Source organism: Desulfosporosinus metallidurans (assembly GCF_001936615.1).
Taxonomy (GTDB): domain Bacteria; phylum Bacillota; class Desulfitobacteriia; order Desulfitobacteriales; family Desulfitobacteriaceae; genus Desulfosporosinus; species Desulfosporosinus metallidurans.
In genome coordinates this window covers 36,136-56,835 of record NZ_MLBF01000021.1, presented here as the reverse complement: position 1 = coordinate 56,835, position 20,700 = coordinate 36,136, and the positions used below count along the sequence as shown (strand labels likewise).

The window sequence follows — 20,700 nt, the reverse complement described above, 5'->3', positions numbered from 1 at the left end:
GTGCCAGCCAATTTTTCTTCATAATAAAGAAGAGTTAGTTTTATAAATGTAATAGCGAATAAGTTTCAAGTTTAAGTATGGCAAGGTGGGAAATTGGTGGAACAGCGAGAATGGATTTTAAGCGTTGACGTTGGGACGTCTAGTGTCAAAGCGACAATTTTTAACGAAAAGGCAGAATTGGTTCGAGAATTTAGTAGTGGCTACCCATTGATTCAAACCCGTCAGGGTTATGTAGAGCAAGATCCGTTTAAAGTATTAGAAGCCTTTCATTGGGCAATTCAGCAAGTTCTTTCAGGAGTCACAGATTGTCCAAAAGTTATGGTTCTCAGTACAGCGATGCACGCATTAATGGCGGTCGATGAATTTAACCAACCTTTAACCCATCTTGTGACTTGGGCCGATCAACGGGCTGAAGGTATGGCTGGACGATTGCGTTCTGGCCCTGAAGGACTGTCTTTATATGAAAAAACCGGAACTCCGATTCATGCTATGTCGCCACTTGTTAAACTAGCGTGGTTCAGAGAAAATGAATCAGAAATCTATCATAGAACTAAACTTTGGGCGGATCTAAAGTCTTGGATTTTATTTGATTTGCTGGGTGAGTGGGTGGTCGATGAATCTATTGCCTCAGCGACTGGACTCTATAATCTTGCATCACGGGACTGGGATCAAGATGCCCTGGATTGGTGTGGAGTGTCAGGGGCTCAGCTGCCAAGGTTGGTAAAAACGACGGATATAGTGGGGTGTGTCAAACCTGATTTGGCCGAAAAGTTAGGGTTAGGTCATGATACTCGAATTATTGCGGGTGCGAGCGACGGAGCGCTGGCTAATTTGGGAGTAGGGGCAGTGAATCCGGGTTCTTTAGCTATTTCGATTGGCACGAGCGGAGCTGTCCGCGGGATGGTAAATGAGCCAAAGCTGGATCCACAGGGACGGCTGTTTTGTTACCATGTGGATGAGAATCATTACATTGTGGGTGGGCCCATCAATAACGGGGGAATACTCGTGCGCTGGTTGCAGGGAATCCTGTTAAGTGGAGGGGAGTCTTCGGACACTTTTTATGAGCAACTGAACCTGGGGGTCGCCAAAATTACTCCAGGGTCAGACGGCCTTTTTTGCCTGCCGTATCTCACTGGAGAACGGGCTCCGTTCTGGCGTGAGGATGTTTCGGGAAGTTTTTGGGGTCTGAAGTTGATTCATACTCGAGACCATCTGATGCGGGCTGTACTTGAGGGTATTTGTTATCAGCTTAATTCAGTCGTAGAACTGCTTGTCCATTTAATAGGGCCAGTTGTTGAAGTCCGAGCAACGGGGGGGTTTACAAAATCTAAGGTATGGGTGCAGATTCTTGCGGATGTGATCGGTAAGCCACTAGGAACTCTGAAACATACACAGGGATCGGCACTAGGTGGTGCCTTTCTAGCTTGGTATGCCTTAGGACAAATTAGTTCATTAGAAGAATGTGCGGAACTTATTCCCCCTGCCCGTGTTCAAGCACCGGTTCAAACTAGGGTAGCACGTTACCAAGAAGGGTATACTCTGTTCAAAGAACTTGTTAATTTGGGAGAAAAAGCTTACCTGAAACTTCAGGAGTTTGCACAAAAGGGGGCATCACAATGATAAACCGTATAAATCAACTTCCTCCTTTTCAACGAGCCATTGCTAAGGCACATTTGTGTACAGCTGGAGCCCGTTACGAAGACCTTGACCGCCCGATCGTTGCGGTAGTCAATACTTGGAATGAAATTGTTCCTGGACATGCCCCTCTCAGAGAACTAGCAGAACATGTCAAACGTGGAATTATCCAAGCGGGGGGTACTCCACTAGAATTCAACACCATAGCGATTTGTGATGGAATTACCCAGGGACATTGTGGGATGAATTATGTTCTTCCCAGTCGAGAATTGATAGCTGACTCGGTGGAAACAATGATTCTGAGCCATAATATTTTTGATGGAATGGTCTTGCTCGGTTCTTGTGATAAAATCGTTCCAGCCCTATTAATGGCAGCAGCTCGGATCAACTTTCCCAGTATTCTCGTTTCAGCAGGGCCCAATGTTCCGGAAATCAAGCCTCGGGATTCCAAGGCAGCCCGTCAGCGTTTTATGCGGGGAGAGATTGACGAGAAGACATTGGTAGAAGAGACCCTTAAATATTACCCAAGTCCAGGAATTTGTCCTTATTTAGGCACTGCGAATACGATGGGGATGCTAACAGAGGCCTTGGGTTTAGCGATGCCAGGCAATGGACTTGTACCATCACAAAGTGCGCTACGCTCTAGTTTAGCTCAAGAGTCGGGAGCTCAGGTCGTCAAACTGATAGAAGAGGGGATTACTCCGAGGAAAATTTTGAGCAAAGAAGCCTTCGAAAATGCAATTCGTGTTTTGCTAGCGACTGGAGGGTCGTTAAATGCTGTTCTCCATCTCCTGGCCCTTGCCAAAGAAATAGACATAAGTCTCACACTACAAGATTTTGATCGTTTAAGCTTGAGTACCCCATTTTTAACGGCAGTCGTACCCAATGACCAAGACCATACTGTCGTGGATATCCACCGAGCGGGAGGGACTCAGGCCGTCATGAAACGTTTGGAGTCTCTTTTGCATAAAGACATAATTACGGTAACAGGGCAAACCGTACAGGAAAACTTGCGTCAAGTTGGAGAAATCGGAGAACTTATTCATACCCTGGATAATCCGCTTCAACAAGAGGGCGGTCTAGTCGTGTTATACGGAAGTCTGGCGCCAGAAGGAGCTCTCCTTAAACGTTCAGCGATCAGTGGGTCGGAAACTCAAATCGAAGGATCAGCAAGGGTCTTTAACTCCGAAGAGGAATGTTTGGCGGCGGAAAATGTAGGTCCCGAAGAAATTTTAGTGGTCCGTTATGAAGGGCCGGCTGGTGGCCCAGGTATGAGAGAGTTACATCGAGTGACGGAATTTTTGCAAGTCCATGGAGGTAAGGCGATTTTAACGGATGGTCGCTTTTCCGGAGCTTCTGGTGGTGTCTCTGCCGGGTATATCTCTCCTGAGGCCTTTGCTGGAGGGCCGATCGCCCTAGTCGAAAATGGGGACAGAATACTTATTGATATTGGAAATAGACGGCTGGATCTTTTAGTTTCAAGTGAGGAAATGGCGGCTCGTCGAGAGTGCTTTGTTCCTGTTCAGAAAGAAGCTTCCCGTCTCCTTCAAAGGTATTCCCATAGGGTCTCTTCAGCGAATCTGGGGGCTGTTTTTCAGAATTAAGGGAGGAAGTTTCTTAGCCCGTTCGCACACGCTGCATTGTTATTGGGAAGCAAGAGAACCGTCCCCGTGCTTCCATATGGATAAAGTTTTCACAAAGTATGTAAATTGAGAATTTTTTTTTCATCATGGCAGGATTTAAAAAAGATTTGCCGTATATTACATAGAGGCAATCACAAAAAATTAATAGGAGGGGACACTGTGAAGAAACCGCACAAATTGTTCAGAGGAGTTGCTATGGTTTTGAGCTTGGCAATGGCCTTAGGTTTGGCCGCAGGCTGTGGAACAAATGCAACTCCAAAACCAGCAGCATCGGATAAACCGTATGCTGGAACTCAACTCCGCGTGGTATTTGCTAACCACCCTTGGGCCGATGCAATCAAAGCCCAGCTTCCAGAATTTGAACAAAAAACTGGAATCAAGGTAAATCTGGAGAACTATTTCGAAGATCAGCTTACCCAAAAGCTAACGGTTGAACTGACCTCTGGAACGACCACGATTGATGCTATGATGTTTCGCCCACTTCAAGAAGGGAAGCTTTTCGCCAAAAACGGTTGGTTGAATGATTTAACCACTTCATCCCAGAAGGATAAAATCTGGGATCTCAGTGATTTCAACAAAGGCGCGATCGGTACTGTAACCATGGATCAGAAGCTCTATGGCGTGCCGATTGTTACAGAACGAGAAATTCTCTATTATCGCAAAGACATTCTGCAACAAAACAACATAACTGTTCCGAAAACTTTAGACGAACTTCTCGCTGCAGCCAAGAAGTTGAACGATCCTAGCAAAAAACTTTATGGTTTTGTAGCTCGCGGACAACGTTCTCCTGCGGTTACTCAGTACTCTAGCTTCCTTTATAGCATGGGTGGCGACTTTGCTAAAGATGGCAAAGCAACTGTTAACAGCCCGGAAGCCATTAAAGCTTATCAAACCTATGGCGACCTACAACGTCTCTATGGGCCTCCAGGAACTCTGAACATGGCTTGGCCTCAAGCGTTTGCTGTGTTCCAACAAGGTCAGGCAGTATTCTTGCCAGATGCTGACAGCCTGTATACGAACTTAACCGACCCTAAGAAATCCACGGTCTCGGATAAAGTAGGGTTTGCTCCGTTCCCTGCAGGGGCTGCAGGTTCCAAGCCATATAATATTACCTCTTGGGCTTTAGGCCTGAACGCTAAGTCCAAAAATCAAGATGCTACCTGGGAATTCATAAAGTGGGCAACAAGCAAAGAGCAAGTTCTGAAAATGCAACAAGCTGGTAACCCTGGTGCTCGCGAATCAGTATGGAACAACCCAGAGGGACTCAAGAACTTCCCAGCGGAGTATGCCGCTACTGTTAAAGAATCAATGAAGACATCGGTTGATCATGACCGTCCGCTTGTTATCAATATTGGACCTGCCCGCGATGCTGTCGGTGGACCAATTCAAGCGGCTATCCAAGGACAAGATGTAGCGGCAGCCGCCAATGCAGCAAATACTGCTTTCCAAGCGATCTTGGACAAGGAAAAGTAAAAAAGTCTACGATCAAACACTCCTCTTTTCAATGAACGAGCCTTTCGCTTCGACGAAAGGCTCGGTTTCTCCTTTTAAATTGCACCAAGGGGGGTTCTTTATGTTTAGTCGTTGGCTTGAGCGAAATATTAGATTTGTGTTTCCCCTTCCCGCAGTCCTTTTTGTATTACTGATGATGGTGTTTCCTATTGTGTATACGTTCCGGTTGAGTTTTTATGAGTGGAGCATGTCCGCTTTAGTGCCGCCATCATGGGTAGGACTGGCGAATTATAAAACCCTATTGTTTAGTGACCCGCGCTTTATGGCGTCTATTTGGCGAACGTTTTCCTTCACCTTGGGAGCGGTGGCTGTTGAAACGGTCCTCGGAGTAGGAATAGCGCTCTTATTTAACCAAGAGTTTAAAGGCAAAGATGTTTTGAAGACCTTATTTCTCTTACCCATGATTGCGACACCGGTCGCAATAGGTCTTGTCTGGATGCTGATTTTTGAGCCAAACATTGGGTTTGCCAATAAAGTATTGCAATTCTTGCATATTCCTCCGCAACTTTGGTTGGCTTCGTCCCAACAAGTTTTAGCATCACTGGTTATAGTTGATGTGTGGCAATGGACTCCCATGATTGCTTTAGTTGTTTTGGCTGGACTATCCTCCTTGCCGACTGAACCTTATGAGGCGGCCATGGTTGATGGTGCAACACGATTCCAAGTGCTTACCAAAATTACTTTACCTCTTTTACAACCGACAATTCTGGTTGCCGTGCTCCTCAGAAGTATTGATGCCTTGAAGACCTTCGACATCATCTATGCCATGACAGGAGGAGGACCTGATTTCCATTCGGAAACCATTAACATTTATAGTTTTGTCCAAGGATTTTCGTATTTCCAGTTAGGAATGACGTCATCACTTTTAATGATCTTCTTTGTAATTGTACTTGGTATGAGTATGCTCCTGGTTTCTGCCAGGAAACGCTGGGGGGCTTAAGGTATGTCAAAACGTAGGGATCCCGTTAAATTCTTGCAAAGGCTGCTCCTCATAGCCGTTGTGCTAGGCTTCCTATTTCCTTTTTTCTGGATGATTCTAGCCTCGTTCAAGACCCAACAGCAGATTCTTTCCACTAACAATGTCTTTGTTTTTCAGCCAACATTCCAGAACTATCTGGATGTGTTTCAAGAGTACAGCTTCATGAAGTTTATTATCAACAGCTTTTTCATTGCAACAGTTTCAACGATTCTTTCATTACTGATCGGCTTACCGGCCGCTTACTCAATTGCTCGGTACCGTCAAAACAAGTTGGGACTAACCATTTTGGTCGCTCGAATTGTTCCGGGTATTACCTTCCTGATCCCCTGGTTCATTATTTTCTCCAAGTTGAATCTGGTTGATAGTTACACTTCGATGATCTTAAGTCATATGTTAGTCGGTCTACCTTTCATCGTTTGGATTATGGTTTCCTACTTTGAAAATATTCCTTTGGAATTAGAAGAATCTGCCCGGGTGGACGGATGTACCATTCAGGGAGCATTCTGGCGAGTGGTTTTGCCGATTTCTGGGCCGGGGATTATAACCTCTTCAATTTTCTCCTTCGTTTTTTCTTGGAATAACTTCATGTTTTCTCTTGTCCTATCTGGGCAGAAAACCAAAACATTACCGATTGCTGTCTTCTCATTTCTCTCATACTCCTCAATCAATTGGGGTGGATTGATGGCTGCTGCCGTGGTTATCACACTTCCTGTTCTGATTCTGGCCCTATTTGCGCAGAAGTATATTATCAGTGGCTTAACGGCTGGAGCGGTTAAGGGGTAAATTCTGGAAAGCGAGGGGTGTACATTGTTTAAACATAGGCTCTGGCATAATGGAATTTTAGCGATTTTGCGTGGCTTTAATGAACAAGAGGCCTATGATACGGTCCAGGCTTTAATTGAAGCTGGAATTTTTACGATTGAAGTTACTTCTGATTCGCCGAATGCGTGGCGCGTTATTGATGCGCTTAAAACCAGGGAACCCCGCCTAGTGGTGGGGACAGGGACAGTTCTCGATACGGAAACCGCGCGTGAGGCGATTGAGTCTGGAGCAGATTTTCTTTTTTCCCCGGTTGTTCGTCCCGAAGTGATTCAAATCGCCCATCGCTATGGGCGAATGGCGATTCCGGGAGTGATGACTCCAACTGAGGCACTCTTAGCGATGGAAAGTGGAGCAGATATTGTTAAGCTGTTCCCAGCTGGTTCTTTGGGGGTAAACTTCCTGAAGGAATTGCGCGGTCCTTTTCCATATATTCCGTTTATCCCAACCGGAGGGATTACCGCAGAGAATGCTGCGGCCTTTATTCAGGCAGGCGCAGTCGCGGTCGGTATGGGAAGTGCCTTAGTTAAAAAGGATTGGCTGAAGACTAAAAATTATGCTGAAATTACTCGTTTGGCCAAACAAATCGGGCAAGAAATTTCGGTGGCAGTGTTATAAAACGCAAGAGGGTGAACTAGTGGGAAACTATGCCGAATTATTACAAAGTGTTACGTTGCCAAGGGTCGCCCGAATTCGCCAAACCTTCCCCGACGATCACCTCCTAGATATTCCACAGGAGATTCGTGAGGCTCTTAAACGAGAGGGAACGCTGGATCGCATTCACACGGGGGATAAAGTTGCTTTAAGCGTTGGAAGTCGGGGGATTAATAACCTTCCGCTTATCGTTCAGACCCTAGTAGCTGAGCTTCGCAAGACGGGCGCAGAAGTGACTATTATCCCAGCCATGGGAAGTCATGGCGGAGCTACGGCTGAAGGGCAACAGGAGATACTTCTCAGGTTGGGAATTGTACCAGAAGCTGTGGGTGCGGAGATCAAGTCCAACATGGACGTTAAAATGATCGGAAGGTTACAGGATGGCCTGCCAGTTTATTTAAGCGAAGATGCGCTGGAAGCGGATCATATTGTACTTCTGAACCGAATCAAGCCTCATACTGCGTTCCGCGGTCCTATCGAAAGCGGATTAGTTAAAATGTTGACGATTGGTTTGGGCAAACAAAAAGGCGCCGAGGCTTGTCATGAACGGGGATTTAAGTACATGGCCCAATATCTTATCGAGATGGGGACACTCCTTCTCGAGAAGACTAAGGTGACGTTCGGCCTAGGTATTATAGAAAATGCTTATGATCAAACTCATTCGATCACGGCCATTCCAGCAGAGCACTTACTTTCGGAAGAACCAAACTTGCTAATGTTGGCAAAAAATCTCATGCCCAGTTTGCCAGTCAAACAGCTGGACGTTTTGGTCGTTGACGAAATCGGCAAAGACATTAGTGGAGATGGAATGGATCCGAACGTTACGGGTCGTTATCCGACGCCCTATGCCCATGGTGGTCCAGAGGTCAGTAAGATGGCCCTTTTGGATCTGACGGAGCGAAGCCATGGAAATGCAAATGGAATTGGAACTGCAGATTTAGTCGCAAAAAGACTTGTGGATAAAATGGATTTGGAACAAACCTATCCCAATGCCCTAACTTCGACGGTGACTGGACCGGTGAAAATTCCCTTGACGCTGGATTCGGACTACGATGTCCTTCGGGCAGCGGTGAAGACCTGTAATGCGGACGGTCCTTCCAATGTCCGCTTGGTGAGAATCAAAAACACCTTGAGTATTGGGGAGTTTTGGGCATCAGAAGCAGTCGTGAAGGAATTATCAACTCATCTGGTGGGGTTAGAGATTGGGGAATTAGAAGAGTGGAAATTTAATGAAGCTGGGAATTTGATGAGTGAGAAGTGCAACGGATAAGGCTTCAATAAAATAAGGTAGAACTTTAAGTAAAGGTGGTGATTGACATGGGGAATTCTTCTTATGGTATGGTTGGACTCGGAAAAATGGGTGCTTTAGCCGTAGAAAATGTTTTGTCCAAAGGTTTCAAAGTAGCCGTTTTTGATGTTAATCAGGAGCAAGTAAATGAGCTTTCCAAACTAGGGGCCCAAGGTTGTCGTAGTTTAAAAGAACTAGTGGACTCTTTGGAAGCACCGCGTGTAATTTGGTTGATGGTTCCGGCGGGAGATCCTATCGAAGAGGTTTTGTTTGGGGAAAACGGTCTCAGCCAATTTCTCAGCCCTGGAGATATCGTTATTGATGGGGGGAATTCCTTTTACCGAGACTCTGTTCGCAGGTCTAAAAGGTTGGCTGAATTAGGGATACAATATTTGGATTCCGGTTCCAGCGGGGGGACGGAAGGTGCAAAAGGTGGTCTTTGTCTGATGGTCGGCGGGAATCCAGATGCCTTTGCACAAGCTAAGCCCCTTTTAGAAGTGCTTTCTGTGGGGCGGGGAGCTTGCACTTACGTGGGTGCCAGTGGGGCTGGACATTACACTAAAATGGTACATAATGCCATTGAGTACGGCATGTTACAGGCGATTGGCGAAGGTTTCGAACTTCTAGATGCCGGACCGTATGAGTTAGATCTCCAACAAATTGCTCAGTTGTGGACAAAAGGGAGTATTGTAAGTGGGCATTTAATGGATTTGGCTGAACGTGCCTTTGCCAAAGATACCGACCTCAGTAAGATTACGGGGGAAGTCGGTGGCGGAAGTACAGGAAGTTGGGCTATCGAAGAGGCTTGGAAGGTTGGGGTTCCGTTCGAAGCGATTGCTTTGTCTTATGCGGCACGCTTGCGTTCAAGGCAAAATGACACGTTTGCCGGTAAAGTAGTTGCGGCTCTGCGCAATGAATTTGGTGGCCATGCCATGGTAATAAAAGACTAAAGGGGTTGCTCTATGAACAGCTTAACATTATCAGAAGCAACCCTTGGAGTGGACATCGGGACAACGGGATGTCGCTGCGTGGCTTACTCTGATCAAGCTGAAGTGGTGACAAATGCTGAACGCCTTTATCCGACGTCGTCCCCAAAGCCTGGTTGGGCTGAGCAGGATCCGGATTTTGTGCTAGCTCAAGTCGAGGAATGTATTCGAGATGCTGTCCAGAGTGTCCAAATGGCAAACTATAGGGTAACACTAATAAGCTTTAGCGCTGTCAATCATGGGATTATTCCGTTAAGTAGGGGTGAGCCTCTTCGTCCCTGTATTATTTGGGCGGACAATCGCAGTACCTCCATCACTGAGCAGTGGCGTTTAGAGGGGCGGCAGAAAGAGTTTTATTCCAGAACCTGTTGCCCTATTCACCCTATGTATCTGCCTGGAAAATTAGTTTGGCTTGCTAAAGAAGAACCCGAAGCCTTCCAACGAGCGGAACGTTTTCTTTCTTTAAAAGAATTGCTCTTTTATCGTTGGTTTGGTCGGTTTGTGATTGATGCTTCAATCGCCTCAAGTACTGGTCTTTTTAATGTACACACATTTGATTGGGATGAAGAGATCTTAGGATTAACGGGGATAAAGCGGGAACAACTTTCCGAGGTTGTCTCTACGACAGAGGTCTTTGAAGGAATAAAACGGGAAGCCAGTGAACGTTTGGGGTTAAGCGCAGATGTTCGGGTGGTAATCGGCGCAGGGGATGGAGTTTTATCAAGTCTTGGTGCTGGAGCGTTGAGTTCTGGGGAAGTAACCGTGATGATAGGAACAAGTGGGGCGGCTCGTATCACAGTGTCTGAGCCGAGGTTGGATTCACAAGGAAGAACTTGGTGCTACTATTTAGCGCCCGGTGCGTGGGTTGTTGGGGGAGCGATCAATAATGCTGGTCTAACCCTGCAATGGGTTCGGGAAAAATGGCTAAACGGGGTCTCGTTCGAGGAGATTGAAGGTCTAGCAGCTCAGATTTCACCCGGCTCGGAGGGGCTTATGCTGTTGCCATTTCTGACGGGAGAACGTTCGCCGAACTGGGATCCTTCGATCAGGGCGGCATTGATTGGGCTTGATCTCGCCCATGGGCCAGGGCATTTTGCCCGGGCAGCTATGGAGGGGGTAGCCTATCGCCTCAAGAGCGTGTTTGAACCGATTGTCGAGCTGGCCGGAGAGGTACAGTCCGTGAGAATTGGTGGAGGCTTTGTTGTCTCGTCGACCTGGGTGCAAATTGTGGCGGACGTGCTCAATACTCCGTTGCAAATTTTAGGGGAACCCCAAGGATCCGCATTTGGGGCGGTGGTTCTCGCCTGGTTGGCGATTGGAAAAATCAAAACTCTAAACGAGTGTACGAGCTTATCTCAAATAAACAGGGTGGTTTACCCCAATCCGCAACAAGCGAAGTTTTACGGGAATCAGTACAGTCACTATAGGCAACTTTATGACCGACTCTATCGGGGAGCAGGGTCATTCTCTACTCGGTAACTGAAAATTGAAAGAAACGGACTAAAAGCATTGTTTTAGTCCGTTTCTTTTAGATAAGAGTAAAAATGCAGTTTTAAAATATTATTTTTCAAGAACAGAAGGAATACGATGGATTTTGACGAATTGCGAGCATAAAGAGAAGCTTGTATCAACAGGATACATATGTGCATATGAGATATTATAATGCCATGACCAATGAGCGACCCTATCGCAAGGCTCTGAGTGAGGGATTAGTTATTGAAGAAATTCGCAAGAACTCTGGTATACAGTTTGATCCTGACCTTGCAAAACTATTTGTTGAAAAGGTTTTAGGTAAGCCGTGGCGTGATTAATCATGTAGTTATGAATGTGGGGGGTACGAGAATGACTTCAGATAGATTCAGGGAAGGTCTGCTCGCTTCTAAGACTGTAATTCTTCCGCGCTTGAACCGCTTAAGTCCTTCCTTGGAAAGCACAGCTTTGAAAATCATGGAGGAATCCGGGGAGTTGGCCCAAGCTATTGGCAAATTCAGAGGGCTTAGTGGGGAGCGACAACGGTTGGAGGAAGAAGAAGCCATGCAAATGGTAGCACGAGAATTGGTGGACGTGGCTCAGACGGCAGTCACAATGATGTTTGTCCTGGAGGAGCAATATGGCATTGATTTGGAAGCCATTTTGAAAGAACATATAACTAAATTACGGTGTAAAGGATACTGTGATTAAGAAGGGATGGAACAGCGAGTATCGACCATTCTTTTAATTTGATGCGAGAAATATCCCAAAAGCTTCGCCTACGTTAATTAATTAAAAACCTTCTAATTTTTAAAGGAAAACTATTAAGAATGGGCGAATAATATATTAAGAGGACTAGTTTGAAGATGACACTCAAATCTAATTGAGGAGGAGTATCTCGATGGATAAGAATGACGAAATTTCATGTGCAGAATGCATTTATTGCGGTTCGACCGAAAACGTTTTTTCTTTTTGTAAAACACAGCAGACAGGGGAAAGTGACAAAAAGGTTTGTTACTGCGCCTGTCCGAATTGTGCCGATCATATTGAGAAAAATCTTAGTCCTGAAGTTCCTTGTAAAACATGCGAAATATGCGGCAAGGAGACCGATGTTTTTGCTTTTTGCTCATACGCACCAACTGAGGAGGGGCAAGCAGAAAAAGTTTGTTACTGTGTCTGTCCGGACTGTGTAGGAGAATTACAAGACAAAGTTTTCGATTATTACGATGAAGCGCTGGCAAAGGGAATGCTTTAGTCGTACAAATAACAAAAGGTTAAAGAAGTAATTTCAGCAGTGGCTCTATAATTAAGGTGCTGGTCATATTACGGATATTGGCATAGGAACTTAGCAAATTCCAAATGGCTGAGTTATTGAACGGAGGTTTTCTAATTGAAAAGAATTGCCTTGGTAACTGACAGTACGGCTGACCTTACTCAAGAAATGAAAGAGGAGTGTGATATTCATACAATTCCTCTAAAGGTGAGGTTTGGGGAAAGGGAATATTCTGACGAAGAACTCACAAGTGAAGAGTTCTACCGACTTTTAGCGGAGGAACAGGAACTACCCAAGACATCACAACCTTCTCCGGAGGAATTTGGCGGTTTATACAGTAAGTTACTAGAGGAATATCAAGAGATTATCTCCGTTCATATATCTTCGGCTCTAAGCGGTACGTTCAATGCGGCCTATCTGGCTAAAGAAAAGTTCAAAGAAAAGATCCACCTTGTAGACTCAAAAACAATAAGTCTCGGAATGGGTTTGATGATGATGGAGGCCGCGGCCAGTATCAAAGAAGGACGAGATTCGGCATGGATACTAGATAATCTCGTTAAAGCTCGAAAGAACATAGAAACTCTTTTCACCTTAAACACCTTGGAATACCTGCAAAAAGGAGGGCGGATCGGTAAAGTTCAAGGTTTCATGGGTTCCCTCTTGAATATTAAGCCCATCATCAGAGTGGGGGACGACGGCATATATCATACGTATGCCAAAGCCCACAGCCAAAAGAAGGCACTTGATAGCGTTGTACAGGCTTTTCTGGATTTGACCAAAGGTAGGAAACCTGTTCGCTTAGCTGTCGCTCACGGTGCTGCTGAACAGGTTAGTTTATACCTAAAGGAAGCATTGGAAAATGCCTTTCAGCTTCAGACGACGGTCTTTACTCACGTGGGATCAGTCATCGGTGTGCATACTGGTCCGGGAACGGTGGGTGCTGCAATTCAGTTCGAATAAAAACAGAAACACCCTTAGGAGAGCGAATCCTAAGGGTGTTTTCTAGGTTAACACTTTGTGTAGAGAAGGGTGAGGGTATATGGGCTATTTGACTTTAATAGTTGCTTTCGGGATTGTCTTATTATTCGGCTTTTGGTCAGGGAGAAAGCGTCTCAAGTTAAAGAGGAGACAGAAACAAAAAGGCTCAAAGGGGTCTTCTTCTGGACCTGAGAGACTGACTAAATTACGCAGGGTCAAATAATAAGTGAGAGGATTTTTATGAGGAGGATCTTTAGTAATTTTGATAGCAGCCAACTAAAGGCTTAACTTCATTTTCCCAAAGTGTTTGTACAGTGGCCTGATTTAGGTAGGGTTTTTTCATCATGGATTTTAGGAACTCTTCTTGTTGCGCTGAATTATTATAATTAGAAATCTGGGTCAAAGCGTATTGAGCAAAGTCTCTAACTAGGAAGTTAAAGATTTCGTCGAGCAAAGCAGATGAAATGGGATGAAGTTTAGAATTTTCCAAGATTAATTGGGCGTAAACAATTAAGGTAAACATTTCCCCTAACGCGAGCATATAGTCAATATTTTTCATCTGTTCCGGGTTGGGACTGGCTTGTTCTAAGAAGGAACGGAACAGTTCTACTTGTTCTTTGAAGATCATGACATTGGGAGTTTGTACTCCTTCGTAGGCTAAATGGTAGTCAGGGAAACGGACAGAAGCAAGTTTGCCAGCTTTCTGACGGAAAAGATAGGAGTCGTCTGCGGGGTCATCGCGTTTGGGGATGACAGGGTATTCCACCGGATTAAAGAAGTAATTGTTGATAAACTTAATAACGAGGGCAATGTTAACGTGGGTTGTGCCTTCCAAACGGGGGATCATGCCGATGTCTCGGATAGCGGTCTCAAAATAGGTGTCTTGTTCAAACCCTTTGGCGGCAATGGCGTCAAGGAGCATTTCGATGATTTTCATTCCCTGAGTTGTTACTTTCATCTTTTGGATAGGGTTAAAAAGTAAGTAGCGTCTGTCTGCATCCGTTGCAGAACGGAAATAATCTAAACTTCTTAAAGCATACAGTTTCATGGCAATCAAGCGGGCATAGGACTCTGTGAAGATTTTCTGGATATGCGGAAAATCAGTTACTTTTTTACCATACAATTCCCGGTTGGAAGCATGATTCAAAGCTTCATAATAAGCATGGGTACAGATCCCTACGGATGCAAAGCCTAATTGAAATTTCCCAATATTGACGGAAGAAAGAGCAGAATCCCACGCTAAGGGTCCACTGGAAAGAATATCATCAGGAGTGATGGGATATTCAATAAGTTCATAATCTCCGACATAGGCAGCACGGACCCCGGAAGTTGAGATTTTCTTAATTAATTTATAGTTGCGATGTTGGCTGTCGACGACAAAAAAGACGTAATCTTGAGTATCTTTATATCTTGCGAAGGTTGAAATAAGTGCAGCTTTATTGGCATTGCCAATGTAGTATTTCCCACCGTTTGCTAGGTAGTTGCCATCGCTAGTTTGAGATAATGCCATTTCATTACTGTAGAGGTCGGCGCCATGGGTCTTCTCGGATAAGCCGAAAGCAAAAATTCCTCCCTCTTTAAGCTTCTCGGCCGTTAAGTGTTTGGCTTTCTCGTTATCTCCCATCCAAATTGGCCCGAGTCCGAGAATGCTAACCTGATAGGTGTATTGAAAAGATAGTGAATAAAAGGCACTAATTTCGTTGAATTCACAGACGCGGCTTAGATCAAAACGTGAGCCGGGGGCACCATAACCGGTGGGGGTTAAAAGTGTGGCAAAAATAGCTTCTTTTTTAATAAATTTTAGAAAATCAGTATACCATCGACTCGCCTGGTCGTCCTCTTTAATGCTTTCGAGACCCTTGTCCTCGAAAAATCGGATGGTCTTTTCCATTAATACCTTAGATTGAAAATCTACTTGCGGACTTTCATACTTTTGTGGATTGAGTAATAGAGACATGAAACCACACCTTTCTTTTCTCTCCGATTTATGAATGACCATTCATAAACATGTTGTCTTAATTATCTCATAAATCTGGAGAAAGTAAAGAGAAGGTTTTTTATGATTTGCATTGGATGTTCAGACAGTTAGATAATTACAGCTTCCTAAAGTCTTGATCAAGTAAAATGTCCGTTTTATGGCCAGTCAAAGTGAAGCAGAATTATTGACTGATGTTTATTATATACTTGCTTTGGGGCGTGGGGCTCTATACCAAGGAAAAATCATAGAACTCAGAGAATCAGGACAAACTTAGTTCAACTAGCAGAGTTCATGAGCACATTGAATAATAGGATATATGGGGGATTTATGGATAATAAAGAATACCAACTGGCTACTTTTGCAGGAGGATGCTTCTGGTGCATGGTGAAACCTTTTGAGGCATTGCCGGGTATTATTAAAGTGATCTCAGGCTATACGGGGGGAACACTTGAAAATCCGACGTATGAGGACGTCTGTTCTAAGGCGACAGGGCATTATGAGGCCGTGCAGATTACCTTTGATTCGGACCTTTTTCCGTATAAAAAGTTGTTGGAGATTTACTGGCAGCAGATTGATCCGACAAATCCGGGAGGGCAGTTTTTTGATCGCGGCAAATCCTATCAAACTGCCATATTTTATCATAGCCAGGAACAGTACAATGAAGCATGGGAGTCCAAAAAGGCCCTTGAAGAAAGCGGAAGATTTGATGATCCGATCGTGACGGAAATTCTGCCTGCTGAAACTTTTTATCCAGCTGAAGAATACCATCAGGACTATCATAAGAAAAATCCTTTAAGATATCGTGCATACCGCCAAGGATCGGGTAAGGATGCCTTCTTAAAAAAATACTGGAGCAAAGAAAAAGAGAAAGAGCTTTTAAAATCAAAACTGACACAGGTACAATATGAAGTAACTCAAAATAAGGATACCGAACCAGCTTTTAACAATGAATACTGGGATAATCAAAAGGAAGGTATCTATGTTGACGTAATATCAGGTGAGCCTCTTTTCAGTTCCAAGGATAAATTTGATTCTGGTTGTGGTTGGCCAAGTTTCTCTAAACCTCTTACACCTGAGAGAGTTAATGAAAAGCTTGATCTGAGCCATTTCATGCACAGGACAGAAGTTATAAGTACTAAGTCGGAAGCACATCTTGGACATGTTTTTAACGACGGGCCTGCTCCTGGAGGCTTGCGCTATTGCATTAATTCTGCTGCCCTGCGTTTTGTTCCAAAAGGTGAACTCGATAAAGAGGGTTATAGAGAATACTATCGTTTGTTTAAAAACGATGGAAACTAATTCATCAGAGTGGATTATTCTTATTAATCACAGACAAACTGACTAATATAGAGTAAACTATGAATATAGAAAATATTCAGTAAAAATTGTTAAGAGTTCATACATCGCTAGGAACATGACTGAAAAGGATGTGAAGAAATTTCTCTGAATATTATCTAAAGGAGAGGTGAATTATGGAAGAACTATTGAAACAAAAAGGCTTTTCTAGAATTTTGTTTGATACTATTCCTCAGTTGGCCTTAGTACTTGATCCTATGTGGCGGGTTCATGCGTTGAATCAAGCGGCAAGAGCTTTGGGAGAGTGTGCCGTGAGGAAAATTCAAGGTGAGCGATGCGGTGATGTGATAGGATGTGTTCATCATCAGGATGACCCGCGGGGGTGCGGGTTTGGTCCGTCGTGCATTACCTGTATTGCTAAGAACATAGCGCTTGAAGCGATCGAAGGGATGGAAGCCCGTCACGCCAAAGGGAAGTTAGAATTTCAGACGGGAAGAGTGATGCCTGTCCTTGCGAGTGCTTCGCCCTTCGAATATAAACATCAGAAATATGCTGTGATTATCATTGAGGATATTTCCCTAATTACAGAGTTGCAGGGCCTTATTCCCATATGTGCATCTTGTAAAAAAATACGGGATGATAATGGATACTGGAACCGTGTGGAAAATTATATTGAAGAACATTCTGAAGCAGAATTCACACATGATATCTGTCCAGAATGTTCCAAGGAATTATATTCTAAGATGCAAGAAAGATCGAATAATAGAAATAAGAAAATGTCAATTTGAACCTCACTTATGAAGGCTTGTTGTAAGTTTGAAAAACCTCCCCTGTAAAAAAACAGGAGAGGTTTTTGTTTACCAATTATTACGTGGCATGGACTGGAAGCATTCTCGACAATACACTGGTTTATCACCGGATGGCCGAAATGGAACTGTCGTCTCTCTTCCACACGAAGCACAGATGGCGGGAAACATTTCGCGTTCTTGACGTGTGTTATAACCACCAGAAGTCCGAGATTGAGCCTTTTTCGCTGCACGGCATTGGGGGCATCTCCCGGGTTCGTTTGTAAATCCCTTCTCAGCGAAGAATTCTTGTTCTGATGCAGAGAAGACAAATTCCTGACCACAGTCCCTACAAGTTAAAATCTTGTCACTGAACATAATAAACACCTCTTCGTTTAGTTATGGATTATCAGCCATTGCTCTGCAATGATCATTTAGAGTATAACCACTGTTTGCAACTTCTATTAATGCAATCTTGGGAGTGATAAATTTCAAAATAAGAATCCCGCTGAAGTCTTCAACGGGTTAGGGGTTAATTCTACTAGTTGGAAAAGTTATGCAAGTGATGGTGAAAGTGGTTCACTTTTTGATCTTGAATAGTTTCGAGGCGTACTTCTGATTCAGGTAGTAGGCTTAATCCACCCAAAAGTGCGAGATTACAGAAAAGAAGCGGACCAAGTAAGGGATTTCGATACATAATTCTAGCCCAGACGATGGTCTGGGTTCCAGCTAGATCTCCAATGAGATGGAATCCAAATCCCAATATACCTACTAACAGATTAAGTGCTAAAATTGAAAGGCATATATAAGTTTCCTTTGGATTCGCTTGACCATAAGCCATATAAAAACAGGTTAAAGTGGCCAGTGTTCCCGAAACTAAAGGAATCAGGGTATAGGTCGGGACAAAGCCGAGGCGGGCATGGTCTAAGAACGCCGCCATAACTGCGCCTAGGAAACCTAGGCCTACGAGCACAAGCAGTTTAGACCGCCGTGTTGTTCCATGATAGTGCGCACTTGCTAAAGCGTAACAAGAAATTCCCGCAAAGGCGATTGGGGCGGCTATGGGGGAGCCTGCTACTAGAAGACGGTTATAACTCTCATGGCTAGAGGTAGCATTCCCGGTTAAATGAAACAAAGTACCCACGACACCGACGACAACCCCCACCCACATGACGGTTTGAAATGTTCGTTTTACAACAACACTATGGTTGAATACAAGCTGAGCAAGAACTGCTAAAACTGCGAGAGGGGTGAAAATCAAGGGAATAACTTCCCAGCGAAAAAAGTCGTTTTGCGAGTGAGCAATTAAGACATCAACGCCAGTCAATAGGAAGTTTAAGCCCATGAAGCCCAGCAAAATGGTAGTTTTATAAGGAACAAAGTTTAGTCGATTTAGCCGATTTATCATATCCGATCCTCCTAGTGTTTGGCTTTCAGTTCATCGGCTTTAGACTGAAGCTCGACCAAAGCTTTTTGCTGCTCATATATTCCGTGCCAGTTTACATAGTCTGCACCGCCCATCACGGCTCCATAGCGAGCCCTTCGGCCTTCGTGGTGCCAGAGTTCAAAATAAACGAAATCGAGCGGGTTGGACAACGGCTTAGTTCCTAGCAACCCTGTATTTCGTAGGTCGTCAACAATTGCTTTACCCTTCGTTACATTTTGATTTGTAATGTTAATGTTCTTCTCCGCTTTAGCCTGCTCATTTTTGATGAAGGTTTGGGTATGGCAATTTGCGCAGATGGCGTTAAGAGTTTCGCGGTTCTTATCTCCATTTTCGCGGACCTTGGCAATTTCGGGTTGTAGGCTCCATTTGAGACGGTCTCCTACGTTATGGGTTCCCTTGACGCTGCCAAACGCGGACATATGACAGGTGGCACAAGTGGGTGCTGGGAAATCTTTTACAGTTAAGGTTCCTGAAGGGGCCTCCATGTTAAATTTCTCTTTATTTGCTTGGTAGTAAGCGCCGTGCGCGGACTCATTGTATATTTCAATTTGAGGGTGATCAGGACCTAAGTGGCATTGACCACAGGTTTCTGGTTGGCGGGCCTGGGCCACGTCAAACGTGTGTCGAAGATGGCACTTAGTACAATCTCCAAAGCTTCCATCTTGGTTCTTTTGACCAATCGCATGACAGACCTCGCAGGACTGGGAGCTGGCATCTTTGCCGATAAGATTGAAAACTGGATTAGCGTTACCCGTATTTAATGGCTGCCCCTTAGCATCAAGTAAATGGTACTTGGCGAGTTCTTCTGGGGTGAAATTTTTCGCGCCTTCCACAGAATACCAAGATTTGGCGGCATGGTTACTGTCCTCAAATTGCTTCACTTCGTCTTTATGGCATTGAGCGCAATTTTTGGGAGTCGGCGCCGCAACGAGGGCTACGTTATAATGTTCTTTTGTTAAAGTTTCTTGTCCTGAGACTGGTTTGTGGCAATCAAGACACTGGACTCCTCGCCCCGAATGTTTGCTGTCATGAAATTGTTGTACTATTCCAGGGTTATCTTTTTGGTGGCATTCCACACATGCTTTGTTTTCTCCGAGAGTTGCGGCACTTAACGTGGGTAAACTAGTACTTAATCCTTTAGGTCCAATGACAAAATGATAGGTCAAGAACAATAAAGCAACTATTAGGATCGTACCGATTCCCAAAATGGCAACCATGCGTCGTGTTTTCCGCATCTAGATCTGAGCCTCCTCCTCAAAAGCATTTTTGTGTTTTTAGAGATGTTTTTAGGTTTGTTTCTGCCTATTTATGTATAAATCCCAAAGAACATTTATTATAACATTATTGCAAATTTTTTGGTTTCATAATGTGATTTATATCACGAAAAGAAAATTAAATTGTATCGCTTTCGATTTCCTTTGAGAATGCTTTTAATCTGGATTATACGTCGACGCGAAATAAAAATCCCGCTGAATTGGTTTCACGGGATAGGGTTTAGACATCTCAGTTTCTATTTATAGGTATCAAGAATTCCTGTGTAACAGTTAACCATTTTGTAAGAAGGTATTTCGACTTTATAAAATCATGCATATTACCGTAAATTCGTTTTTTTTCAAGGTCACCCATACGTAAATCATAAAGCATTAGGGTTAACGTGTAATAGACAGATTCTAATTCGCTTAACTCCTCAGCGGTCAAACCATGGGGTAAGATTATAGGATTATGATGAAATGGCTCAGAAATGCACGTTCTATAGATGGTGAGTATTTGGTTGATTTCTTGAATTGTGGTAAAGTTCAAGTTCGACACGCCGTAACACCCCCGAAACAATGTTAAAACATTGTACGGGCTATTTTAAAAATTTAGAACTAAAATATATTTGCTCTCCATATTGGTAATAATATGTAAGCGACACTATTTGGAACCGAAATTCCTGAGTAGAGATAAAGGAATACCT

20 protein-coding genes are annotated in these 20,700 nt (G+C 44.1%); 15 read left to right on the top strand and 5 right to left on the bottom strand.

From position 1 onward, the window contains the following. Positions 1–96: 96 nt before the first annotated feature. The 13 genes from DSOL_RS13870 (at position 97) to DSOL_RS13810 (ending at position 13,219) form a co-directional block, all read left to right on the top strand. Positions 97–1,620, top strand: a complete 1,524-nt coding sequence (locus DSOL_RS13870) for a gluconokinase (protein ID WP_075365432.1) — start codon at positions 97–99, stop codon at positions 1,618–1,620. Further along, a complete protein-coding gene (ilvD, locus tag DSOL_RS13865; RefSeq protein ID WP_075365431.1) occupies positions 1,617–3,239 on the top strand; it encodes a dihydroxy-acid dehydratase in 1,623 nt (540 codons plus the stop codon). Before DSOL_RS13870 ends, ilvD begins: the two co-directional genes overlap by 4 nt. A 198-nt stretch (positions 3,240–3,437) precedes the next feature. Further along, positions 3,438–4,751 carry an ABC transporter substrate-binding protein gene (locus DSOL_RS13860; RefSeq protein WP_207649631.1) on the top strand — a complete coding sequence of 438 codons (1,314 nt, stop codon included), beginning with the start codon at positions 3,438–3,440 and terminating at the stop codon, positions 4,749–4,751. A gap of 100 nt (positions 4,752–4,851) precedes the next feature. Beyond that, positions 4,852–5,730: a carbohydrate ABC transporter permease gene (locus tag DSOL_RS13855; protein ID WP_075365430.1), complete on the top strand. Its 879-nt coding sequence runs from the start codon at positions 4,852–4,854 to the stop codon at positions 5,728–5,730. 3 nt (positions 5,731–5,733) lie between these two features. Beyond that, positions 5,734–6,552, top strand: coding sequence for a carbohydrate ABC transporter permease (locus DSOL_RS13850; RefSeq protein WP_075365429.1), 819 nt, complete (start codon positions 5,734–5,736; stop codon positions 6,550–6,552). Between the two features lie 24 nt (positions 6,553–6,576). Continuing rightward, positions 6,577–7,206, top strand: coding sequence for a bifunctional 4-hydroxy-2-oxoglutarate aldolase/2-dehydro-3-deoxy-phosphogluconate aldolase (locus DSOL_RS13845; protein WP_075365428.1), 630 nt, complete (start codon positions 6,577–6,579; stop codon positions 7,204–7,206). Positions 7,207–7,225: 19 nt separating this feature from the next. Next, entirely contained in the window at positions 7,226–8,512 is a 1,287-nt protein-coding gene (locus tag DSOL_RS13840) for a nickel pincer cofactor-dependent isomerase, group 22 (RefSeq protein ID WP_075365427.1), read from the top strand. Positions 8,513–8,559: 47 nt separating this feature from the next. Next, positions 8,560–9,480 (top strand): phosphogluconate dehydrogenase (NAD(+)-dependent, decarboxylating), encoded by a 921-nt coding sequence (gene gnd / locus DSOL_RS13835; protein ID WP_075365426.1) that lies wholly within the window; start codon positions 8,560–8,562, stop codon positions 9,478–9,480. A gap of 12 nt (positions 9,481–9,492) precedes the next feature. Next, the gene (locus DSOL_RS13830) at positions 9,493–10,995 is read left to right on the top strand and encodes a gluconokinase (protein WP_075365425.1); all 1,503 of its coding nucleotides are present in this window, start codon (positions 9,493–9,495) and stop codon (positions 10,993–10,995) included. Between the two features lie 170 nt (positions 10,996–11,165). Beyond that, positions 11,166–11,327 (top strand): hypothetical protein, encoded by a 162-nt coding sequence (locus tag DSOL_RS13825; protein WP_345788390.1) that lies wholly within the window; start codon positions 11,166–11,168, stop codon positions 11,325–11,327. 31 nt (positions 11,328–11,358) lie between these two features. Beyond that, positions 11,359–11,697, top strand: a complete 339-nt coding sequence (locus DSOL_RS13820) for a MazG-like family protein (RefSeq protein WP_075365424.1) — start codon at positions 11,359–11,361, stop codon at positions 11,695–11,697. Between the two features lie 190 nt (positions 11,698–11,887). Further along, positions 11,888–12,241, top strand: a complete 354-nt coding sequence (locus tag DSOL_RS13815) for a hypothetical protein (protein WP_075365423.1) — start codon at positions 11,888–11,890, stop codon at positions 12,239–12,241. A gap of 135 nt (positions 12,242–12,376) precedes the next feature. Next, positions 12,377–13,219 carry a DegV family protein gene (locus DSOL_RS13810; protein WP_075365422.1) on the top strand — a complete coding sequence of 281 codons (843 nt, stop codon included), beginning with the start codon at positions 12,377–12,379 and terminating at the stop codon, positions 13,217–13,219. A gap of 271 nt (positions 13,220–13,490) precedes the next feature. Here DSOL_RS13810 and DSOL_RS13805 read toward each other — a convergent pair whose 3' ends face one another. Continuing rightward, a complete protein-coding gene (locus DSOL_RS13805; RefSeq protein WP_075365421.1) occupies positions 13,491–15,194 on the bottom strand; it encodes an acyl-CoA dehydrogenase family protein in 1,704 nt (567 codons plus the stop codon). 348 nt (positions 15,195–15,542) lie between these two features. On the opposite strand from DSOL_RS13805, the gene msrB reads away from it, so the two are divergent. Then, positions 15,543–16,514, top strand: a complete 972-nt coding sequence (gene msrB, locus DSOL_RS13800; protein WP_075365420.1) for a peptide-methionine (R)-S-oxide reductase MsrB — start codon at positions 15,543–15,545, stop codon at positions 16,512–16,514. Positions 16,515–16,687: 173 nt separating this feature from the next. Then, positions 16,688–17,299: a nitrogen regulation protein NR(II) gene (locus DSOL_RS13795; protein ID WP_075365419.1), complete on the top strand. Its 612-nt coding sequence runs from the start codon at positions 16,688–16,690 to the stop codon at positions 17,297–17,299. Positions 17,300–17,368: 69 nt separating this feature from the next. Here the strand turns inward: DSOL_RS13795 and DSOL_RS13790 are convergent, their stop codons facing one another. The 4 genes from DSOL_RS13790 to DSOL_RS13775 all read right to left on the bottom strand — a co-directional run bounded on the left by DSOL_RS13790 (position 17,369) and on the right by DSOL_RS13775 (position 20,552). Further along, positions 17,369–17,674 carry a zinc-ribbon domain containing protein gene (locus DSOL_RS13790; RefSeq protein ID WP_075365418.1) on the bottom strand — a complete coding sequence of 102 codons (306 nt, stop codon included), beginning with the start codon at positions 17,672–17,674 and terminating at the stop codon, positions 17,369–17,371. 163 nt (positions 17,675–17,837) lie between these two features. Next, positions 17,838–18,704, bottom strand: coding sequence for a hypothetical protein (locus DSOL_RS13785; RefSeq protein ID WP_075365417.1), 867 nt, complete (start codon positions 18,702–18,704; stop codon positions 17,838–17,840). 11 nt (positions 18,705–18,715) lie between these two features. Next, entirely contained in the window at positions 18,716–19,978 is a 1,263-nt protein-coding gene (locus tag DSOL_RS13780) for a multiheme c-type cytochrome (protein ID WP_075365416.1), read from the bottom strand. 268 nt (positions 19,979–20,246) lie between these two features. Next, complete coding sequence (locus tag DSOL_RS13775; protein WP_075365415.1) at positions 20,247–20,552, bottom strand: hypothetical protein; 306 nt, start codon at positions 20,550–20,552, stop codon at positions 20,247–20,249. Between the last annotated feature and the right edge of the window lie 148 nt (positions 20,553–20,700).

What these genes read in the sequence shown, in the direction of transcription:
- ilvD (WP_075365431.1), top strand. Translation starts at nt 1,617, where the DNA reads ATGATAAACCGTATAAATCAACTTCCTCCTTTTCAACGAGCCATTGCT.
- DSOL_RS13855 (WP_075365430.1), top strand. Translation starts at nt 4,852, where the DNA reads ATGTTTAGTCGTTGGCTTGAGCGAAATATTAGATTTGTGTTTCCCCTT.
- DSOL_RS13850 (WP_075365429.1), top strand. Translation starts at nt 5,734, where the DNA reads ATGTCAAAACGTAGGGATCCCGTTAAATTCTTGCAAAGGCTGCTCCTC.
- gnd (WP_075365426.1), top strand. Translation starts at nt 8,560, where the DNA reads ATGGGGAATTCTTCTTATGGTATGGTTGGACTCGGAAAAATGGGTGCT.
- DSOL_RS13830 (WP_075365425.1), top strand. Translation starts at nt 9,493, where the DNA reads ATGAACAGCTTAACATTATCAGAAGCAACCCTTGGAGTGGACATCGGG.
- DSOL_RS13825 (WP_345788390.1), top strand. Translation starts at nt 11,166, where the DNA reads ATGAGATATTATAATGCCATGACCAATGAGCGACCCTATCGCAAGGCT.
- DSOL_RS13820 (WP_075365424.1), top strand. Translation starts at nt 11,359, where the DNA reads ATGACTTCAGATAGATTCAGGGAAGGTCTGCTCGCTTCTAAGACTGTA.
- DSOL_RS13815 (WP_075365423.1), top strand. Translation starts at nt 11,888, where the DNA reads ATGGATAAGAATGACGAAATTTCATGTGCAGAATGCATTTATTGCGGT.
- DSOL_RS13805 (WP_075365421.1), bottom strand. Translation starts at nt 15,194, where the DNA reads ATGTCTCTATTACTCAATCCACAAAAGTATGAAAGTCCGCAAGTAGAT.
- msrB (WP_075365420.1), top strand. Translation starts at nt 15,543, where the DNA reads ATGGATAATAAAGAATACCAACTGGCTACTTTTGCAGGAGGATGCTTC.
- DSOL_RS13795 (WP_075365419.1), top strand. Translation starts at nt 16,688, where the DNA reads ATGGAAGAACTATTGAAACAAAAAGGCTTTTCTAGAATTTTGTTTGAT.
- DSOL_RS13790 (WP_075365418.1), bottom strand. Translation starts at nt 17,674, where the DNA reads ATGTTCAGTGACAAGATTTTAACTTGTAGGGACTGTGGTCAGGAATTT.
- DSOL_RS13785 (WP_075365417.1), bottom strand. Translation starts at nt 18,704, where the DNA reads ATGATAAATCGGCTAAATCGACTAAACTTTGTTCCTTATAAAACTACC.
- DSOL_RS13780 (WP_075365416.1), bottom strand. Translation starts at nt 19,978, where the DNA reads ATGCGGAAAACACGACGCATGGTTGCCATTTTGGGAATCGGTACGATC.